At 41.0% G+C, this 17561-nt stretch carries 17 protein-coding genes and 3 pseudogenes; 9 read left to right on the top strand and 11 right to left on the bottom strand.

Annotated features, from left to right (window positions below):
• Positions 1 to 227: phage integrase N-terminal SAM-like domain-containing protein (locus tag G337_RS28455; RefSeq protein ID WP_028865709.1), on the bottom strand; the 227-nt coding region annotated here is incomplete at its 3' end.
• Between the two features lie 194 nt (positions 228 to 421).
• On the opposite strand from G337_RS28455, the gene G337_RS0121670 reads away from it, so the two are divergent.
• The 5 genes and pseudogenes from G337_RS0121670 to G337_RS29655 form a co-directional block, all read left to right on the top strand.
• Positions 422 to 883 (top strand): hypothetical protein, encoded by a 462-nt coding sequence (locus tag G337_RS0121670; protein ID WP_028865708.1) that lies wholly within the window; start codon positions 422 to 424, stop codon positions 881 to 883.
• 47 nt (positions 884 to 930) lie between these two features.
• Positions 931 to 1431 carry a hypothetical protein gene (locus tag G337_RS0121665; protein ID WP_028865707.1) on the top strand — a complete coding sequence of 167 codons (501 nt, stop codon included), beginning with the start codon at positions 931 to 933 and terminating at the stop codon, positions 1429 to 1431.
• Between the two features lie 231 nt (positions 1432 to 1662).
• On the top strand, positions 1663 to 1998 hold the full coding sequence (locus G337_RS0121660) for a DUF4124 domain-containing protein (protein WP_028865706.1): 336 nt from the start codon (positions 1663 to 1665) through the stop codon (positions 1996 to 1998).
• A gap of 134 nt (positions 1999 to 2132) precedes the next feature.
• On the top strand, positions 2133 to 2708 hold the full coding sequence (locus G337_RS0121655; RefSeq protein ID WP_028865705.1) for an ankyrin repeat domain-containing protein: 576 nt from the start codon (positions 2133 to 2135) through the stop codon (positions 2706 to 2708).
• 804 nt (positions 2709 to 3512) lie between these two features.
• Positions 3513 to 3626, top strand: a pseudogene (locus G337_RS29655) (transposase); the annotation flags it as partial.
• A 31-nt stretch (positions 3627 to 3657) separates the two neighbouring features.
• On the opposite strand, the pseudogene G337_RS0121645 reads toward G337_RS29655, so the two are convergent.
• Positions 3658 to 4828 (bottom strand): annotated as a pseudogene (locus tag G337_RS0121645) (IS3 family transposase).
• Positions 4829 to 4893: 65 nt separating this feature from the next.
• On the opposite strand from G337_RS0121645, the pseudogene G337_RS0121630 reads away from it, so the two are divergent.
• A pseudogene (locus G337_RS0121630) lies at positions 4894 to 5949 on the top strand (IS3 family transposase); the annotation flags it as partial.
• A gap of 133 nt (positions 5950 to 6082) precedes the next feature.
• Positions 6083 to 6403, top strand: a complete 321-nt coding sequence (locus G337_RS0121625) for a hypothetical protein (protein WP_028865699.1) — start codon at positions 6083 to 6085, stop codon at positions 6401 to 6403.
• Positions 6404 to 6422: 19 nt separating this feature from the next.
• On the opposite strand, the gene G337_RS0121620 is transcribed toward G337_RS0121625, so the two are convergent.
• Together G337_RS0121620 and G337_RS0121615 are read right to left on the bottom strand one after the other, a co-directional pair.
• Entirely contained in the window at positions 6423 to 6716 is a 294-nt protein-coding gene (locus G337_RS0121620) for a type II toxin-antitoxin system RelE/ParE family toxin (RefSeq protein WP_028865698.1), read from the bottom strand.
• A complete protein-coding gene (locus tag G337_RS0121615; protein WP_028865697.1) occupies positions 6716 to 6955 on the bottom strand; it encodes a type II toxin-antitoxin system ParD family antitoxin in 240 nt (79 codons plus the stop codon). The genes G337_RS0121620 and G337_RS0121615 overlap by 1 nt, the downstream gene beginning before the upstream one ends.
• A gap of 261 nt (positions 6956 to 7216) precedes the next feature.
• On the opposite strand from G337_RS0121615, the gene G337_RS0121610 reads away from it, so the two are divergent.
• Positions 7217 to 7465, top strand: coding sequence for a DUF3297 family protein (locus tag G337_RS0121610; protein WP_028865696.1), 249 nt, complete (start codon positions 7217 to 7219; stop codon positions 7463 to 7465).
• Between the two features lie 288 nt (positions 7466 to 7753).
• Here G337_RS0121610 and G337_RS27060 read toward each other — a convergent pair whose 3' ends face one another.
• Both G337_RS27060 and G337_RS0121600 read right to left on the bottom strand, forming a co-directional pair.
• On the bottom strand, positions 7754 to 7948 hold the full coding sequence (locus G337_RS27060) for a DUF2897 family protein (RefSeq protein ID WP_037028296.1): 195 nt from the start codon (positions 7946 to 7948) through the stop codon (positions 7754 to 7756).
• Positions 7949 to 8013: 65 nt separating this feature from the next.
• Positions 8014 to 9117, bottom strand: coding sequence for a phosphoribosylaminoimidazolesuccinocarboxamide synthase (locus G337_RS0121600; protein WP_028865695.1), 1104 nt, complete (start codon positions 9115 to 9117; stop codon positions 8014 to 8016).
• 525 nt (positions 9118 to 9642) lie between these two features.
• Between G337_RS0121600 and G337_RS0121595 the strand changes: the two genes are divergently transcribed.
• A complete protein-coding gene (locus tag G337_RS0121595) occupies positions 9643 to 11130 on the top strand; it encodes a hypothetical protein (RefSeq protein WP_169719650.1) in 1488 nt (495 codons plus the stop codon).
• 56 nt (positions 11131 to 11186) lie between these two features.
• Here the strand turns inward: G337_RS0121595 and G337_RS0121590 are convergent, their stop codons facing one another.
• From G337_RS0121590 to lpdA, 5 genes are read right to left on the bottom strand one after another with little or no spacing between them, the layout of a single operon-like run.
• Positions 11187 to 11801, bottom strand: coding sequence for a CDP-alcohol phosphatidyltransferase family protein (locus G337_RS0121590; RefSeq protein ID WP_028865693.1), 615 nt, complete (start codon positions 11799 to 11801; stop codon positions 11187 to 11189).
• Entirely contained in the window at positions 11794 to 12465 is a 672-nt protein-coding gene (locus G337_RS0121585) for an ATP-binding cassette domain-containing protein (protein ID WP_028865692.1), read from the bottom strand. Before G337_RS0121585 ends, G337_RS0121590 begins: the two co-directional genes overlap by 8 nt.
• A 1-nt stretch (position 12466) precedes the next feature.
• Positions 12467 to 14188 (bottom strand): ABC transporter permease, encoded by a 1722-nt coding sequence (locus tag G337_RS27055; protein ID WP_051303485.1) that lies wholly within the window; start codon positions 14186 to 14188, stop codon positions 12467 to 12469.
• Positions 14164 to 15306, bottom strand: coding sequence for an ABC transporter substrate-binding protein (locus G337_RS0121575; protein WP_028865691.1), 1143 nt, complete (start codon positions 15304 to 15306; stop codon positions 14164 to 14166). Before G337_RS0121575 ends, G337_RS27055 begins: the two co-directional genes overlap by 25 nt.
• 8 nt (positions 15307 to 15314) lie before the next feature.
• Positions 15315 to 17444, bottom strand: a complete 2130-nt coding sequence (gene lpdA / locus G337_RS0121570; protein ID WP_028865690.1) for a dihydrolipoyl dehydrogenase — start codon at positions 17442 to 17444, stop codon at positions 15315 to 15317.
• Positions 17445 to 17561 lie beyond the last annotated feature (117 nt).

The raw sequence follows: 17561 nt of genomic DNA, 5'->3' as shown, positions 1-17561 counted from the left end.
CGTGCGATTTTGACGAGACTCCAGGATTTATGCTCTACGAGGTGTAGAAAATAAGTTTTCAGCTCTTCGGTGCTGAGGTGATCAGGGCAGGTATCAAAGTATTGTGTGATTTGACGAAGACAACGGCTATAACAGTCAATCGTTTTGGGGCTTTTGCCTTGTAAGATCAATTCGTTGAGGTAAGATTGATATAAATTGTTAAAACGAGTTTGTTCGAGTGGTTTCATAACAACCTCCAAATAAAGCCGTCAACATTGACGGTTCTTTATTTGTATACTCGATTGAGGTTATGTGTTTTTTCTGCCGCGCAGCGGCTTCGTTCAACAAGTTGCTGTACTCGGACTCGATACAGTTGTCGCCGGTGAGCAAGGCGTTATATGGCATCAGCCTTGTACGAGTTATATTTCATTTGGGGGAATAAATGAATACTATTAATTGCGAAATAAAAATGAGACTAGTTGCAGATATATTGAAATCGTGGGGTGAAGACCTTCATCATGAAGATGACAATGAAAGGCTTAAACAGGAAATTAGAGTTTGTACTCCAACCTTACGGATTAAAGTGACGCTTCAAGTATTTGAAGAAAGATCAAAGTATTTTGAGAAGTGCAGTGATTATCATGAAATGGCTACAGCAATTAAAGAGTGTAAAGCTCATCTTGCTAAGCAAATTGAATTAGGTAATATTTTATTTAATAGTGGTTTTTATTATCAACTTGGAGATAAAAAGATTGAACAATCTCCTCAGAAATTAAAAGAAGCACTAGATTCTGCTGTAAATGATTCTAAAGAGCAATACAGTTTGAAGACACTAGAAGATTTGGAAAGCGAACTCCCTAATGCAGTAAGTGGAATAAAAATGTTTGCTGAGTTATACGACTAAATAAAAGCTAACCTTTATAAAATAACTAGATGATTTAAGGAAAAATGATGGCAGAGGAAAATGGAATTGTAGTGATAAAGGCACCAACTGACTTACTACAAAAAATAAAAAACGGTGAAAATAGTGATATTAAAGAGTTAGTCGAAGAACTAGCCGTACATGCCCAGATTGATTCTAAGTTGTTTAAATCTACTGATTGCCGTATTGAAGATGTGGATTTGAAATCAGGTTATGTATGCTTTAATTTTGAATGTTCGGATTGGAGCAAAATTACAATAGCTTTTGTCAGAAAAGGTAGTGATATTGAATTTTATACAAGGGTGTATGACGAATATGGGACTAATGAATTTTATGCATTAGATTCATCAGGTAAACGTTTTGGATACTCATTTGACGATGAAGGTGACGCATGCGAGCAAGATGGGTTTGAAGAGGAAGTTGAAAGTAATCTAAATGCTTGGATCGACATGATTCCATCCGAGGTAAAAACTGCTTTTCCACGGTTACCTGCACAAGCAACATCAAAAATTGAAGAGTTAGCCATATAAGTTGCTTAAACGGAAAAATAACAGTTGGCCATCGCTTCGCGATTATTGCCAACCGTTCTTTTCCGCTTAGGAAGTCGTTGAGGCTGTAGAATAACTCACTTTTTGTAAATTTATGAAAATCTTAACTTTTTAACGTGTTGTTTTAAAAGGCGATAAAATTTAGAAATATGTGTTTTTTCTGAAAATGGAGTAATTCTACAGCCTCGTTAGGTTGTGTAAGGGAGTCAATAGATGAAATATTTTTTTACATTGGTATTGATACTTTTTATTGGAGAAGGTCATGCTGCGATATATAAATGGGTAGACGAAAATGGAAATGTTCACTTTTCTCAAAACACCGATAATGTGCCTGAAAATATTGAGGTTAGTAATGTACAAGTTAGAAAAAGTAATTCGAGCAAAACTTCTATAAAGAAAGAAAAGTCCAATATTCGCACACACCAAAAGAAAAAATATAGTCCTGCGCAACTAGATAAAAAATGTAAGAAACTATCTCGGAAAGCAGCTATGGATCCAAATGGGCTAAGCTCTTCAGCGTATCGAGAGTTTCGTAAGCTAGGATGTTAAGGTGAGTATAAAAACAATCTAACAAGAATTTTCAAGCAGTCAAATTACGGCGGGCTATCGTTGCGCGATTATAGCCCTTCGTAATTCGCGGCTTAAAATGGCGTTATGCGTTTTTATCTGGAGCTGTTTAATCAATGATCGATTCATATTTTGAGATACTAAGTGAGCTTACTCACGAAGATATTGTTGAAATATATCCAACAACGTTAGATGTTCGAATTCCTGATGAACATGGAGCCTTCTTATTAAATGATGCGTGTATTCTTTCACAAATTGAGAATGTTAAATTTTTTATTTCTAAGGGTGCAGATATAAATAAAGCTTCTAGTTTTGGCTCTCCATTGTTAAATGCAATAGATTCAAAGAATATTGGTATCGTAGCCTTTCTTATATCATTAGGTGCAGATGTAAATATGCGAGATGATTGTGGATGCACTCCTTTACTTAAAAGTGTTGAAAGAGACTCTTCCGAGATCATATCTTTATTAATATCTGCTGGAGCGGATCTTGAAGGGAGAGGATATATGGACCAAACTCCTTTCTTAAAGGCTTGTAGTGGCAGTTCATTAAACACAATTAAACTTTTAGTTGAAAAAGGTTGTGACATTTATGCTACATATTCAGATTATGGTGAGACATTTACTGCTTTTGAAGATGCGAAAACAATCGAAGTTAAAAAATATCTTGTCGAGTTAGGTATCGACGCATAACAAGGCAAATCAAGCAGACGCATAACGGCTCGTCATTGTTTTTGCTAAATACAAAAGCCAGCAAAAACACCGCCAAACCTATGCGCTGTTGTTTGCGGCGTTATAACTTAGTAGAGTGATTGGAGGTAAAGTATTAATTTGCATAATAACGAAAAATTTGATCATATAGCTGTTATTAAACGCCATCGTATGAAAAATGATGTGGCAGTTGTTGGCTATTTTTGGCCTACTTTGTTTGCCTTATATACTTATCTTATAGTGGATTATTTCGATCTATTTTCACTCTCATTTGCATTTATTGATATTCCAGTTATAAATAACCTGTATCGATTTTCTTATCATTCAGATTTAATTTCATTTGTTTTAATAAGTCATATAGTGTTGCAGCCTTTTATTTTTTTATGTTGGATGTTTTTGGTTCCGACCCTTCCTAAAAAAATTCTAAAAGTTTCGATTATACAGTTTATTCTAGTGATATTATTCTTTAGTTTGCTTTTTTTGGGCATGCATTTTATTACTCCAGAAAGTTTAAGTGTACGAAAAAGGGAAAGTTTTCAATACATATTTGAGAATTCAATTTTATTTTATATTTTCTATTTATTACCGCTTATATTCATTCCTTATGCTTGTGTATTTTCATTCAAGAATTATAGTTTCGTGTTTAAATTCTCAATCCGCAGTAAAATTTAGAAATTGTATGTGCATAGATAAATGTATTTTAAAGTTATAACAAGCAATTTAAACGGAACTTGATCTTCCCCCGCTTTAACGGACACCAAAATCTAATTAAAGATGAGGTGTCTTATGCCAAAGTACAACAACCCAAGACGAACTTGGAAGTATTCAAACGATTTTAAAGTTAATGCAGTACAACTGAGTTTTGTTGTCGGTATTACTATCAAATCCGTCGCTGAAAAATGACGTGGTCAATCAAATTGTTACAACCTAGTTAAGCAACTAATTTTAAGTTTGCTATCTGCTCTGCCTCATATTGATTCGGACTTTTATACCCTAAATATGAGTGCAAACGATAACCGTTATAAAACATAGAGATATAATTTAATATATCTTGTTGAGCCTCATAACGTGTTTGGTAATTCTGCCATTGCACTCGTTCTTGCTTCAAAGTGCCAAAAAAGCTTTCAACGACAGCGTTATCCCAGCAGTCACCTTTTCGGCTCATGCTTCCCTTTATTTTATTCGTTTTCATTAACCGTCTCATTTCTTTGCTGGCATATTGAGAGCCACGATCCGAATGATGAATAACTCCTGCACCCGGCTGACGTTGCCAGAGCGCCATTTTTAATGCATCGCATACGAGCTGTGCTTTCATTCTTGAGCTCATACTCCAGCCAACGATTTTTCTGGAATACAAATCAATAACCACAGCTAAATACAGCCATCCTTCTTGAGTCCAGATATAGGTGATGTCTGAGACGTACGCCTGATCGGGTTGTTCAACATTAAATTGACGTTCGAGTAAATTTTCAAATACTGGCAGCTTATGATTGCTATTCGTTGTTACTTTATATTTCTTCTGACGCTTAACCTGAGTACCAGCTTCTTTCATGAGCTTTCTGGCCTTGTTCCTGCTGATTGGGTAACCAAGAGCATTCATAGCGGCTTTCATGCGCTGGCTCCCGTAAGTGTCACCGCTGGCTTTTGCAATATCCTGAACCCATTCCAACATTTCTTCATGAAGTGGCTCTATCGGCTTATTTAAACTTCTTCGCATAAAACTATAGTAGCCGTTGCAGGTGACATTCAATACGTCACACATGAGTTTTATTGGCCAAGTCTTCTATGCAGGGTAATAAACGAGTATTTTACTTCGTTTCTTTCGCAAAGAAGACTGTGGCTTTTTTTAAGATATCTTTCTCCATTTCAAGGCGTTTAACCTGAGCCTTTAATTTACGGATTTCTTCCTGTTCGGGAGTTAGTTTTCCATTCCCCCTAAATGCTTGCCCATCATCATTTTGATGTTCTTTGATCCATCGGCCAAGCACATTGGCATTTAGCCCTAAATTTTTAGCAGCTTCTGTTCGAGTATAATTTTGTTCTAAAACGAGGCTGATGGCGTCTAGCTTAAATTCTTTGGTATATTTCTTTCTTGTGGTCATATCGTTAACTCCAGTTGAGGTTATTATCTCTTAACTGGGTTGTACAAATCCATTAGACCACGTCAAAACTCGACATTCATCCCTTTATGCTGTCACGATGGAGAAAAGAATATCGTGAAGGAATTATTGTGGCTGACAAACGTAAAAAAGTAGCAGGTCAACCTAAAGTAAAAAAACAACTTACCAAAGAACAAAAACTTGAGCGTGAAAATAAACAGCTGAAGGAGGAACTGTACGTGTTAAAAAAGTGGCAACGGTTTCTTGCCAAGGAACATCAGGACGATATCGATTCATCGAAAAACTGCGTTCAGAAATAGACGTTGTTGTTTTAATACGTTTATTGGGTGTTTCAAAAAGTGGTTATTACGATTGGCGAAAACGCCAACCGAGTGCGCGTGAGATTGAAGATGCTGAATTAAAGGATAAAATCCAGAAGATTTTCACGGAGAACAAAGGCCGGTACGGAAGCCCCCGCATATTTATGGCACTGAAAAAGCAAGGCTACTGTATAGGTAAGCGTGTAGAGCGCTTATACCGTAGTAGCTAGGGTTATGCGCGTGACGACTCGCTCCGTCGCTTATAAACGTTTCCTCGCTACCGGTGAAAATTTGCGCCCTGATGGTGGCATACCTACAGCAGTGAATAAAGTGTGGGTTGCAGACGTTACGTACTTAAAAGTAAAAGGTGCCTGGCGGTACTTATCCGTCATTATGGATTTATATTCGAGACGGATTATTAGCTGGAGTTTAGATAAAACGAGAACAATGGAAGTGACCAAACGGACATTACAAAATGCGGTGAGAAAGAGAAAACCTCAAGGTGATTTAATGCTACATAGTGATAGAGGTGTTGAGTATAGAGGGCAAGTCTACCAAAAATCCTTAAAACAAAGTGGGATAGTTCATAGTTTAAGTCGCGCTGAAAAGTGTACTGACAATGCGCATATGGAATCATTTTTTCATTCAATGAAGACTGAAGCTATTCGTGGTAATACTTTTAAAACTGATGCAGAATTACGCGGAACAGTTGGCAGTTACATTAACAAATATTACAATACGAGCAGGATGCATTCAGGAATTAACTATTGTTCTCCGATTGAATATGAAGCGCTAGCAGCGTGAAAATAAATGTGTCCGTTTTATCGGGGGAAGATCACGCAGTACGGCTGTCGCTGTTTTTGCTAAAACAAAAAGCCAGCAAAAACAGCGCTAACCTACGCGCCGTTTATTGCAGCGTTAGCAATATAGGTGATGTATGTGGGACTGGTTATTCAATCGAAAGAAAAGATACTTTGATCGTGATTTTGAAATTAATTTCTTAAAAATTATACTATTAAATCTCGAAGACTCTGAAAAATCTGATTGCAAAGATTTGATAGCTCAAGTGGAAAAAATAAAATCTGATTATGAATCTTCTGGGGTTATAGATATGACCGAAATGATGAACCTACTTTCACAACCATCGACATTAAAAGATATAGCTGTGGCTAATGGTTGGGATGACCAATATATACATATTGATAAGTACTTTGTTGCTAGAAATAGTGGTTTATTTGATAAAGCGAAATATTGCTAACAAGGTCGTTATATTTTTCTCATAGAGCCCGGTTTACATCCATGCTTTTATGTAAAATGCGAACAATAAGTATCTGATTTTCTTTGTGCTCTTTATAGTAAATCACATGGCTAGCTTGAGGATACTTGCTATATCCTTCTCTGATGTAATTACACTGGATTCCGATATCGGGTTCGTCTGCTAATAAGTGAAATGAGCTATCTAATACTTTTAAGTAGTCATTTCGTTGAATTTGCCCCCAAGTCGCTTGGGTGTACTTTGCAATTTTAACTAGATCAGATTTTGCTTTAGCTGATAATACAAACTTGTTCATTAGTGGTTATCTTTATCAAGTTCAGCGATTAAAGAGTCGTAGCTATAGTCAACGGTGCCACTCTGTTCGCCTTGAGCTAACATGTTGCGTAAATTATGTAGTTTGGCTTCTTGGTCTTCTAAAGCTCGTAAGCCAGCTCTAACAACTTCACTTGCTGAGCCATAACGGCCAGAGTGTAGTTGTTGGTGTATAAATTGATCAAAGTGATCGCCTAAAGTAACGCTAGTATTTTTAGCCATAATTTTACCTTTTTAGTTTGTACCAATATATATTGGATTATGGTATAAAAAATATAACAAGGCAATTAAGTCGGACAAAAAACAGTTGGCTTTTGTTCGTACCTCACAAAGAGAAATACTTATGACTTATTGCTGTTAAATCAATCTGCTAAGTCGACAGCATATAATAAATGCATCAACACGATTTATTGCGGCAGCTCTTGAGCGTTAGGCCTATATTGTCTACAATAGCGCACTTTTTATTTACTACAGGTCACTAACATGAACGACACTAAATCGCTACCAGCTTTACCAGATCGCCTTTCGGGTAATCCCCGCAGCCCGCACCATGTGGCAGAAATTTTCGAGCACGACATTGGTATTCGCCTCAACGGCAAAGAGCGTTTCGATGTCGAGGAATACTGCATCAGTGAAGGCTGGGTAAAAGTCCCGTCGCACAAAGCGTTAGACCGTCGCGGCCAGCCGCTTATGATGACACTGAAAGGAACTGTTGAAGCTTTTTATAGTTAAGATGTATCAATGAAAACTGATAACTTAGTCAACGAATAAGAGATAAACAGGGGAAATTCCCCTGTTTTTATATATCAGTTGTTTCTTCAAACATGATATTTAAAAGTCATGTTTTATTTAATGAAGAGTTAAAGTTCTCGTCCAATTAACATTCCCATAGGCATTAGCGGTTGAAGGCTCAAGGTTCATTTGACAAAATACTTCGCATGTAAAGTAGTGCTGCTGGCTGTATTCGGCCGCAAATTATAGTTTTGTAATTTACAATGGTTCTGCGGCTCTGCCGAGGTGTTAATTAGCGCCGTTTTTTTTGTCGGTTGTTTTCTGCTGTTCGTCTTCACGGGCCTGCTGCTGTTTTCTTTTTTCAGCATCGCGTTTAAGCTCGCCGGGCATTTTCATTTTTGCAGTGTATTTCAGCACCATCAGATTACTGATAATAACGCCTAACACTAGACTGATTATTAAAAATACTGTCCATCCGCTCATATTATGCCCCTAAAAATAAAGAAAGCAGGAAGTTGATCCTGCTTTCAATAACCAAATTCTATAGCTTAATCAATCAGCTGATAGTCATTACGTAGAATTTCAATTATTTCGGCTTTCGGATTAGCAGAAAGTTCGATTTTCTTACCAGTAATTTTCTCTGCAATACCCGTATAGGTTTCTGATATTTTCATTAATACTTCTGCCGGCAGGGCGTTATAACGCGCTAAAGCAGAGCGTTCAGGCATACGGTCTTTATTAAGCAGAATATCGGGATCCGGGAAGTGATTTAATAATAACTGACGGAAATCTTCTTTAGAATTTTCAACAATTTTACCTTCACGGTAAGCTGCACCGTCCCAGATACGTGAAGAGTCAGGCGTACCCACTTCATCCATATAGATCAGTTTTTCATTGCCGGCTTTGTTTTTTACATAACCAAACTCAAACTTGGTATCAACGAATATCTGATCGATTTTAGCAAGTTCATTACTGATAACATCAAAGCCTTCTTTTAACAGTTTTTCATAAAAGCAGATGTCCTCTGCAGTGGTAAAGTTAAATGCTTCAAAGTTATCTTCGATATTTTTGCGGGTGATATTGACATCATCTACAGCAGGCACACCTGGAATACCTTCAAGTATTCCTTTTGTCGAAGGGGTAATTAACAGCTCAGGCAGTTTTTGATCTTTATTTAATCCTTCTGCAATGTTGATACCGCAGAACTCACGTTCACCTTTTTCATAGGAACGCCACATAGAGCCGGTAATATACTGACGGCAGATTGCTTCAATCATAACCGGTTTAGCTTTCTGTACGATCCATACAAACGGATGAGGGATATCAAGAATATGACTGTCAGCAAGTCCCTGCTCTTTGAACAACTTAAACCAGTGGTTAGAAATTGCGTTAAGTGCAGCACCTTTACCCGGGACACCGTTCATACCGCCTTCACCATGCCAGATGCAGTCAAAGGCGGAGATACGGTCACTGATTACCATAATTGCCAGCGGAGCATCGGGGGCAACATCATAACCTTTTTCTATGATTAAACGTTTGCTGTCTTCTTCGGTCAGCCAGTAGACTGAACGCACTTTACCGCTGTGGACTGGTTTGTCAGAACGAATTGGAAGATCATTATTAACAGCTAATACTTTGTCGGCAAGACTCATAAAACAATATCCTATAAATAAAATCACATAAAACAGACTATATCTGTAATGAAATACTCGGGGTGCCGATAATAGCAGAATATGGGGCGCTTAGCTGGTGCAATTTTCAGCGGTTAATCATTAATTATACTTAAAATGATTAAATAACAATATGTTATATAGTTATATTTAAATTGTTCTGTACAATGTGACTAGTTATAAGGCGCTGTTTTTTGTTTATGTGTCTAGCCTGGCTAATAAAATCCCGAGCTTGTTAATTTTACATTAGTCACGCCTATGGCAATAACAAAAGACTATATTAATAAAGCAGTAAGTTACTGTTTTATTGGTTTTTAATAATAAAAACAGTTAATTATCACGGTAAAAAGGATTCTGCTGCGGCACAATAAAATTTCCATTCACCAGCATTTTCTGTGTTTATTTAAAACAAAACTTTAATAACAGCTCCAGTTTCTACTTTTAACTTAACCAATGGACGGGTTTATTTTGCATCTACATAAAACAGTCAGCAAATTCAGCAGTGTTATGGCATTGGCGCTAGCAGTATCATCTACTGCAAATGCAGACCAACTATTATTTCGCTTTTCCGGTGACTATTTAACAGATCAGACAACAACACTGCACGGCAATGTAGGAACGTCACTGCTGTACCGTTTTGACAGCGGCTTGTCTTTCGGCGGTACTATCTACTCGGCGACGCTTGGAGATGCCGGCGGCCTGTTTATCGGCGGCTATGAAGTCGGGCAGCAGTTTGTTTTTGCTGATGATCTGTTTGTTGAAGGCTCTCTGTTCTTCGGCGGCGGCGGCGGTGCGGTGATTGTTCCCGGTGACGGAATGTTAATTCGCCCGCGCCTTATGCTGGGTAAAAAGGTCGGCCATTATGAACTGGCACTGGGCGCCTCCTATATGCATGTTACTGGTTCTGATATTTCATCGCCGGTTATTGAGTTTGCTGTCAGTCACCCGCTGGATCTTTTGTTTGATCAGGGACATTCATCAAGCTGTGCGGGCTGTATAAATACCATGTCTTCTGATTATGTCTCTCTGCACGCAGTTAAAGCGGTTTATAAAAACTATATACCGCTGACCGACAAAGCACCCGGAAATAGAAACGGCTCTGTTATCCAGACTATGCAGCTTGCCGGTGCGCAGTTTGAATTTGATATGAAAGCGGTTTGGGGAGAGGGCTGGTACAGTTATCTTCAGGCCGCCGGTTCAATGGGTGGAGACGGTGAAGGCTATGCTGAATTTTTCGCTGGAGGTAAATATTTAACTGATGAAAACCTTTTACCCAGCAAGAAAGTTAGACTGTTTGCTGAAGCCGGCCTGGGTTTTGCCGGAGGCGGGGATGTTGATACCGGCGGCGGCTCAATGGCCTCTGCGAATGCCGGAATTCAATGGGAGCTGTTTCGCGGTCTGACATTAGATACAGGCATTGGATATGTAGGTGCATTGGAGGGCGGTTATCATGCATGGGTACCGTCTGTGAAATTAGGTATGGACCTGGGGTATTCAGAGTCTGACTCAGATATTAATTATTCTCGAACGGCCGGTTTAAACCCGAGTTACTGGACTGTTTCCACGGGGTACAGCGCAATTGCTGATCATGACAGCCTGCGCTACGCCACGGAAACGGATACGGGTAATATTGGTATGGTTGATGTTAAAGCAGATATGATGCTTAGTGAAAATTATTATGTAACGGGTCAGGCATATACGGTTACATCCGGCGGGGCAGGTGGTTTTGCTATGGGCTTATTAGGTTTAGGCTCTGGTATTGATCTTAATGACAGCTGGCGCCTTTCTGCAGAAGGATTAGCCGGAGCGGCTGCTGGAGGTGCAATAAATGTTGAAGGCGGGCTGGTTGTTTCCGGACAAATGGATCTGGATTATCGTTTAACTGAAAATTTAAGTTTATCGGCAAACGGCGGCTGGATAAAGGCAGTGAAAGGCGGCTTAAACGGTCCTATGGTTGGACTAGGTTTAAAATTTGATTTCACAACATACGATTAAAATACCCTAAACATACCCTTGTGCCCCGACTGTGGCACAAGGGTTTGTAAATGCAGTTAAATACTCTGTTTTAAGGTTTGATAACCTGCCCAGATGCGTGTAAATGTAGTTATCCAGCACAGCAGTGCAAAACTATATGCAATAACAGAAAAGTGCTCCGGGAATAAACATAACAGTATAAAACAGGTGATTGTTTCCGTGCCTTCTGCTAATCCGCCGATATAATACAGCGACTTATGTTGATAGACCGGGTTTTCTATATTTCTTTTACCTGCCATAACCGCGAATGCGAGAAAGCTGGAGCCGGTTCCTAAGAAAGAAAAAATCAGAAAAGCACCGGCAACCGCATTCATTTCCGGGGCCGCTAATATAAAACCAAAAGGGATTAAAGAATAAAACAGAAAATCCAGAGTGATATCGAGAAAGCCGCCGCTGTCGGTTATTCCCTGGATCCTGGCGACTGCACCATCAAGGCCGTCAAATACTCTATTTATCAGGATAAACAGCAGCGCAAGCTGATATTGTGCAAAGATAAGTGCCGGAAAAGCCAGCAGGCCGACAATAAATCCTGTCAGGGTTATCTGATCAGCTTTAATTCCCGCTTTATGTGCACCCGCCGCTAATATATTAAGCGGGGCGCTGATTACCTTAATACTGAACCTGTCAAGCATGTTCACTTTCCTTATTGTTATTCTCAATATCACGCCAGGGCCATATCAGGCTGCGTCCGTTGTCGGGCAGGTCTTCCTGATCATGGGTTACCATTAAGGCAGGCAGCTTTCTTTCATTAAGCAGGGCAAGTACCCAGCTGCGAAATTCAGCACGTAAAGATTTATCTAATTTATTAAAAGGTTCATCAAGTAAAACTGCATCAGGCTCAGCCAGTAACATGCGCATCATACTGACTCTTGCCCGCTGTCCGCCGGATATCTGAGCTGGCGAACTACAGGCTATAAATTCCAGGTTTAACTTTTCTAAAGTAAGCATTGCCAGCTCTTTACGTTGAGATTTTTTTATCTGCTCAGGTATTGCCAGCGCAAGATTTTCCCAGATATTGAGGTGCGGGAAAAGCAGATCATCCTGAAATAAGATACCGATCTTTCTCTTTTCAGGCGAAAGATGATTAAGCGCCTGACCGTGCAGATAACACTGCCCCTTATACTTAAAATCAGCGCTTAGATGCCCGGCAACAGCACTTAACAGAGTAGATTTTCCGCAGCCGCTGGGGCCCATTAAGGTTAATATTTCACCCGGATCGATAGAAAATGAAACAGGGGCAAAAAGAACAGACTGATCTTTATTAATAACGGATAGATTTTTTACAACTAGTGACATCTCAAGCAGTACTCTTAATTTGATTATCCAGCGGACCTGTTCTGCGGCTGGTTATGATAGCAGTAATATAAAAGAAAAATGGTACTAACGACTGCAGCAGCGCATAAATTGCACTGATACGACGATCCTGGCCGCTTGATAATGCGACGGCTTCTGTTGTTAAGGTTGATATTCGCCCGCCGCCGAGCATCAAAGTCGGCAGATACTGAGCTAGGCTAACGCTGATACCAACCGCCCAGGCAATGCATACTGCCGGCATAAGTACAGGCAGCTTGATTTTCCACCAGACTTTCCAGGGAGATAAACCCAAGCTCAGTGCTGCTTTATCCAGTCGTAGATCATAACTTCGCCACGGGCCGTCTAATGCTAAATAAATATAGGGAAAAACAAAGAAGATATGCGCCCAGATAACCCAGAGATAATAATGCGAAGTGGATACAAAAAGAACCGCAATCTGTATGCCGGATAAAATAGACAGCTGCGGCGCTAATATAGGAACGGCAATTAACAGATGCGGTATCAGATTTCTGCCGGACGCTGCTCGGCTGTTATGCTCGTGAATGATAAATACTAATAACAGTGCTGCTGTCGCACTGATTAATGCAATACTGATGCTGCTGATGCTGATATCCAGCAGATAACTCCACTCCTGCCGCCAGAAACGCAGTGTCCAGCTGGAAGGTAAAATATCCGGAAAAGACCAGCGTTTAGCAAAGGACCATAACAGAAGAATCGGCAGCGTCGCCAGAGTAATTAAATAAGTGATCAGCAGGACGCTCAGGCCGGGAAGGGGGAATGCACAGGGGCCGCTGAACTGCCAGCTGCGCCATTTATTGACAATTAACCATTCGCTAAAACGGAGCAGATAAATCAGCCCGATACATAATATCAGCAGCAGCAGGGCGCCGGCTGAAGCTTTCGGCAGGGTCAACAGATCTGCATCATTCAACCACTGCCAGACAAGTACCGGCAGTGTTGCCGGCCTGGTTGGCCCTATTACTAGTGATACATCAACAACCGACAAGCTGTACGCCATAACCACAAACAGCGGGAAGCGAATTTTACTGAGCCATTGCGGAAATATTATTTTCTGCCAGGCCTGACTGCTTGAATAACCTAAACTCTGTGCTGCTTCTATTGTGCTCTTTACATTCAGCTGTTTCAGTATTGCCAGACTCATAAAAACAATAAACGGGATCTCTTTCAGTGTTAATCCGAAGATTAATCCCAGGCCGTACTGATTGTTAATTAAATTCCAGTTAGTGATAAAGCTGTCGTCTATAAACAGATTACTGATACGAGCGGCAAAACCACTTGGCGTAAATAAAAATGCCAGACCAACAGCAAACGCCACATGCGGGAGAGCCAGAATCGGTGCGAGCAGATTTTCTAGTTTTTTCCACCAGGGCCTGTTCCAGCATGACTGCAAAATGCTGAAAGCAAAGGCTGCTGAAAGAAAAGTACTGCACAGAGTGACAAATACTGTGATTAGAATAGATGCTGTTAGTCCCGGCCATGCGGCCAGCTGATAAAAACCAGTTAATGAAAACTGGTACTGGTTTATCGCGGGAATATAACCGAAAGCAGCGAAAATTAATCCTGCTAACCCAGGCAGCAGAGGCATAAAGCAGATCACCACAGTGAACAAGAGTAATCCTTGAAACAGGCGCCTTTGCGCTGCGCTTTTCATATTAACAGTTAGTGTCCATACCTTTTCTGCCATTCTTTTTCCAGCGCACTCTGCCAGCTTGGGTGAGGCTCCGGGATTGATTTGAACAGGGTTGTATCTTTAGCTGAGCCGCGGATATAGTGAGGGTAGAGAACAGCTGGATCCCCCCATACCTGCAGATCGCCTTTATGTGACTGCGCTTCTGGACTAAGCAGGAAATTAATCGCAACTAGTGCGCCTTCTTTAGCTGATGCATTCCATGGAATTGCCAGAAAATGAATATTAGATAATGCACCTGCCTGCAGTGCATAGGCTTGGGTTGATTCAGAGAGTATACCGTTTGCCTGTGCACTGATAACCTCGTTAGGGTTAAAAGAAACAGCAAGATCTAGTTCACCATCATCAAGCAACTGCAAAGTCTCGCTGCTGCCGGCTGGAAACAATTTGCCCTGACGCCATGCTGACTTATGAAATTCATTAAGGTACTTCCATAAAGGTGCGCTGATTTCCTGAAAGTCGTTTTTATTAACCGGGCTGTATAACAGCTTACTGTCTGCGCTTAACTCGAGTAAAGCCGCTTTAAGAAAACTTGTGCCGTGAAATGAAGGCGGTTTTGGATAACTTAATTTTCCCGGATTGTTTTTAGCGTAACTAAGCATCTGTGCAAAACTTTGCGGCGGACTGCTTAAGCGCTTTTTATCGTAGATAAATACCAGCTGACCAACGCCCCAGGGAGCTTCCAGTCCAAGCGTCGGCTCTGCAAAATCACTGCTGACAGGCAGGCTCTGGTCAACATACTTCCAGTTAGGCAGCTGCGCGGCAAATGCGTCGCTGAGCAGCTTATGCTCTTTCATGGATTTGAAATTTTCTCCGTTGATCCATACCATATCAATACTGCCGCCGCTGTTTTTCCGGGCGCTTTTTTCAGCCGCCAGACGGGATACTGCCTCGGAAATATCCGTGACTTTGACATGTTTTAATGTCACTCCATATTCGGCCTGCAGGCGTTTATCTGCCCAGCGCAGGTAGTTGTTTATCTCCTGACTGCCTCCCCAGGCATTAAAGTAGACGGTTTGTCCGGATGCTTTTTTTTCAACTTCCTGCCAGTTAACAGCCGCCTGAGAAAACATACTGCACATTAATAAACTGCTTAATAAAACTAATTTGTTCATGAAACTTCCTATTTTCGAGTCCAGTTATGGTATTTTTCAACAAAATTTAAAAGCGTCTGCGGCGCGTGATTTTTTTTCCAGATACCGGCCGTATACTTAACGGCTTCACTCATGGTCGGGTAAGGGTGTATGGTGCTAAGTATCTTATTTAAACCAATATTATAACGCATTGCCAGGGTAAACTCAGCTAACAGATCACCGCCGCCGGAGCCGACTATGGTTACGCCTAATATTCTGTCACTGCCTTTTGCAGTTAACACTTTTACAAAGCCGCAGTCACGGCCGTCGGTTATTGCCCGGTCGAGATCATTAAGCTCATATCTGCTGATTTCATAGCTGATATGCTGCTCGGCCGCTTCTTTTTCATTAATGCCGACGCGGGCAAGCTCCGGACTGGTATAGGCGGCTGCCGGCATTACCGAATAATCTGTTTTGAATTTTTTAAAAGAGCCGAATAATCCGTTAACTGCCGCATACCAGGCCTGATGGGCCGCTGCATGGGTTAACTGAAAAGGGCCGGTTACATCACCGACAGCATATATATTGCTGTACTTAGTCTGCAGGTAATCATTTACCGCAATGGTTTTTTTATCTGTCAGCTCTATATCCAGTTCCTCTAAACCAAAGCCGCTGACGTTTGCCTGTCTGCCGACGGCAACCAGCACGACATCGAACTCTTTAGTTATTGTCTGCCCCTGGTGCTGCAGTTCGACCAGCTGATGCAGCTGTGTACGAGAGAAAGCGCTGACATTATGGTTAAGCAGCAGTTCAATACCGTCACTGTGAAGCTGCCTGCTGACCAGCTCTGCAGCATCGGAATCTTCACGGATTAAAATCTGCGGCAGACGTTCGACAATGGTGACTTCGCTGCCGAGCTGTTTAAAACATTGTGCCAGTTCGCAGCCGATAGGACCGCCGCCCAGCACTAAAAAACGTCTGGGCAGTTCAGTCAGCGCCCAGATTGTATCGGAGGTGACATAGTTAACTTCCTGTAATCCGGGAATCGACGGAATAAAGGGGTTTGCCCCCGTTGCGATAATAATATTCTGCGTAGTAATTAGCTTACCGTTTAACTCAACCTGCCAGGGGGAAATTATTTTTGCCTGTCCCTGCAGGCATTCAACACCCAGCTGTGAGTAGCGTTCAATTGAGTCATGCGGCTCAATCTTGTGGATCACTGTTTGAATACGCTCCATCACCTTCTTAAAATCGATATTATTGATCTGAGCATCTACGCCGAAATCTTCAGCCTGCAGGATCTCTTTAATATTATGGCTGGTGCGGATTAACGCTTTGGAGGGAACGCATCCGCTGTTTAAACAGTCACCGCCCATTTTATGTTTTTCTATCAAGGTAACCTTAGCTTTTACCGCGGCTGCAATATAAGCGCTTACCAGTCCGCCGGATCCGGCACCTATTACTACCATATTACGCTCAAAGGAATCGGGTTTGCTCCAGGGGGAGTATACCTTCTTTTGCTTTATACGATTGACAACAAATTTAGCGGTTAAGGGAAACATGCCGAGAATAACCAGGGAGATTAACACCGAAGGTGAAAGCAGGCCGGATAAGGAGTCAATTTGTGCCAGCTGCGTACCGGCATTAAGATAAACCAGGGTCGCAGGAAACATACCTATCTGACTGTAAAGGTAAAACCTTTTAGCAGACATAGTTGATAAACCCATTAACAGATTAATAAGAAAAAACGGGAAAACCGGTATTAAGCGCAGAGTCAGCAGGTAAAGATTACCGTCTTTGTCGATACCTTTATTTACTGTGGAGAGCTTATTACCGAACCTGTTTTGTACCCAGTCTCTAAGCAGGTAGCGGCTGAACAGGAAAGCTAAGGTTGCTCCGATTGAACTGGCGAATGATACCAGTAGTACACTCCACCAGAAGCCGAACAGTGCGGCCCCCAGCAGAGTAAAAACAGCCGCACCGGGAACAGAAAGGGCGGTGGCTATAATATACACAGAGAAATAGGTAACACTGGCCAGTATCCAGTTCCGGGAAATATAAATATCCAGCTGCGCCTGCTGCTGTTTGGCATTTTCCAGCGTCAGCAGGTGGTTAAAATCAAAAATAAACCATAGTGCCGAAACAGCAAATATTATTAAAACGAGTTTTTTCTTGTTCATAAAACAGATCCCGAGGAAATTACCAATAAATAATAGTTAACAGACCGTTATTCTCATAGAAAAATTTCAAGTTTAATCAGTTATTTAACAATAGACAGCAGAATATTCAGTGTGTAG

This window comes from Psychromonas aquimarina ATCC BAA-1526, assembly GCF_000428725.1.
Lineage (GTDB): Bacteria > Pseudomonadota > Gammaproteobacteria > Enterobacterales > Psychromonadaceae > Psychromonas > Psychromonas aquimarina.
Note: the sequence above shows the minus strand (reverse complement) of the source record. Positions and strands in the feature narration are given on the sequence as shown.

Bases quoted from the DNA above. Each gene is read 5' to 3' on its own strand.
- G337_RS0121670 (WP_028865708.1), top strand. From the start codon at position 422: ATGAATACTATTAATTGCGAAATAAAAATGAGACTAGTTGCAGATATA.
- G337_RS0121665 (WP_028865707.1), top strand. From the start codon at position 931: ATGGCAGAGGAAAATGGAATTGTAGTGATAAAGGCACCAACTGACTTA.
- G337_RS0121660 (WP_028865706.1), top strand. From the start codon at position 1,663: ATGAAATATTTTTTTACATTGGTATTGATACTTTTTATTGGAGAAGGT.
- G337_RS0121655 (WP_028865705.1), top strand. From the start codon at position 2,133: ATGATCGATTCATATTTTGAGATACTAAGTGAGCTTACTCACGAAGAT.
- G337_RS0121625 (WP_028865699.1), top strand. From the start codon at position 6,083: ATGTGGGACTGGTTATTCAATCGAAAGAAAAGATACTTTGATCGTGAT.
- G337_RS0121620 (WP_028865698.1), bottom strand. From the start codon at position 6,716: ATGAACAAGTTTGTATTATCAGCTAAAGCAAAATCTGATCTAGTTAAA.
- G337_RS0121615 (WP_028865697.1), bottom strand. From the start codon at position 6,955: ATGGCTAAAAATACTAGCGTTACTTTAGGCGATCACTTTGATCAATTT.
- G337_RS0121610 (WP_028865696.1), top strand. From the start codon at position 7,217: ATGAACGACACTAAATCGCTACCAGCTTTACCAGATCGCCTTTCGGGT.
- G337_RS27060 (WP_037028296.1), bottom strand. From the start codon at position 7,948: ATGAGCGGATGGACAGTATTTTTAATAATCAGTCTAGTGTTAGGCGTT.
- G337_RS0121600 (WP_028865695.1), bottom strand. From the start codon at position 9,117: ATGAGTCTTGCCGACAAAGTATTAGCTGTTAATAATGATCTTCCAATT.
- G337_RS0121595 (WP_169719650.1), top strand. From the start codon at position 9,643: ATGGCATTGGCGCTAGCAGTATCATCTACTGCAAATGCAGACCAACTA.
- G337_RS0121590 (WP_028865693.1), bottom strand. From the start codon at position 11,801: ATGCTTGACAGGTTCAGTATTAAGGTAATCAGCGCCCCGCTTAATATA.
- G337_RS0121585 (WP_028865692.1), bottom strand. From the start codon at position 12,465: ATGTCACTAGTTGTAAAAAATCTATCCGTTATTAATAAAGATCAGTCT.
- G337_RS27055 (WP_051303485.1), bottom strand. From the start codon at position 14,188: ATGGCAGAAAAGGTATGGACACTAACTGTTAATATGAAAAGCGCAGCG.
- G337_RS0121575 (WP_028865691.1), bottom strand. From the start codon at position 15,306: ATGAACAAATTAGTTTTATTAAGCAGTTTATTAATGTGCAGTATGTTT.
- lpdA (WP_028865690.1), bottom strand. From the start codon at position 17,444: ATGAACAAGAAAAAACTCGTTTTAATAATATTTGCTGTTTCGGCACTA.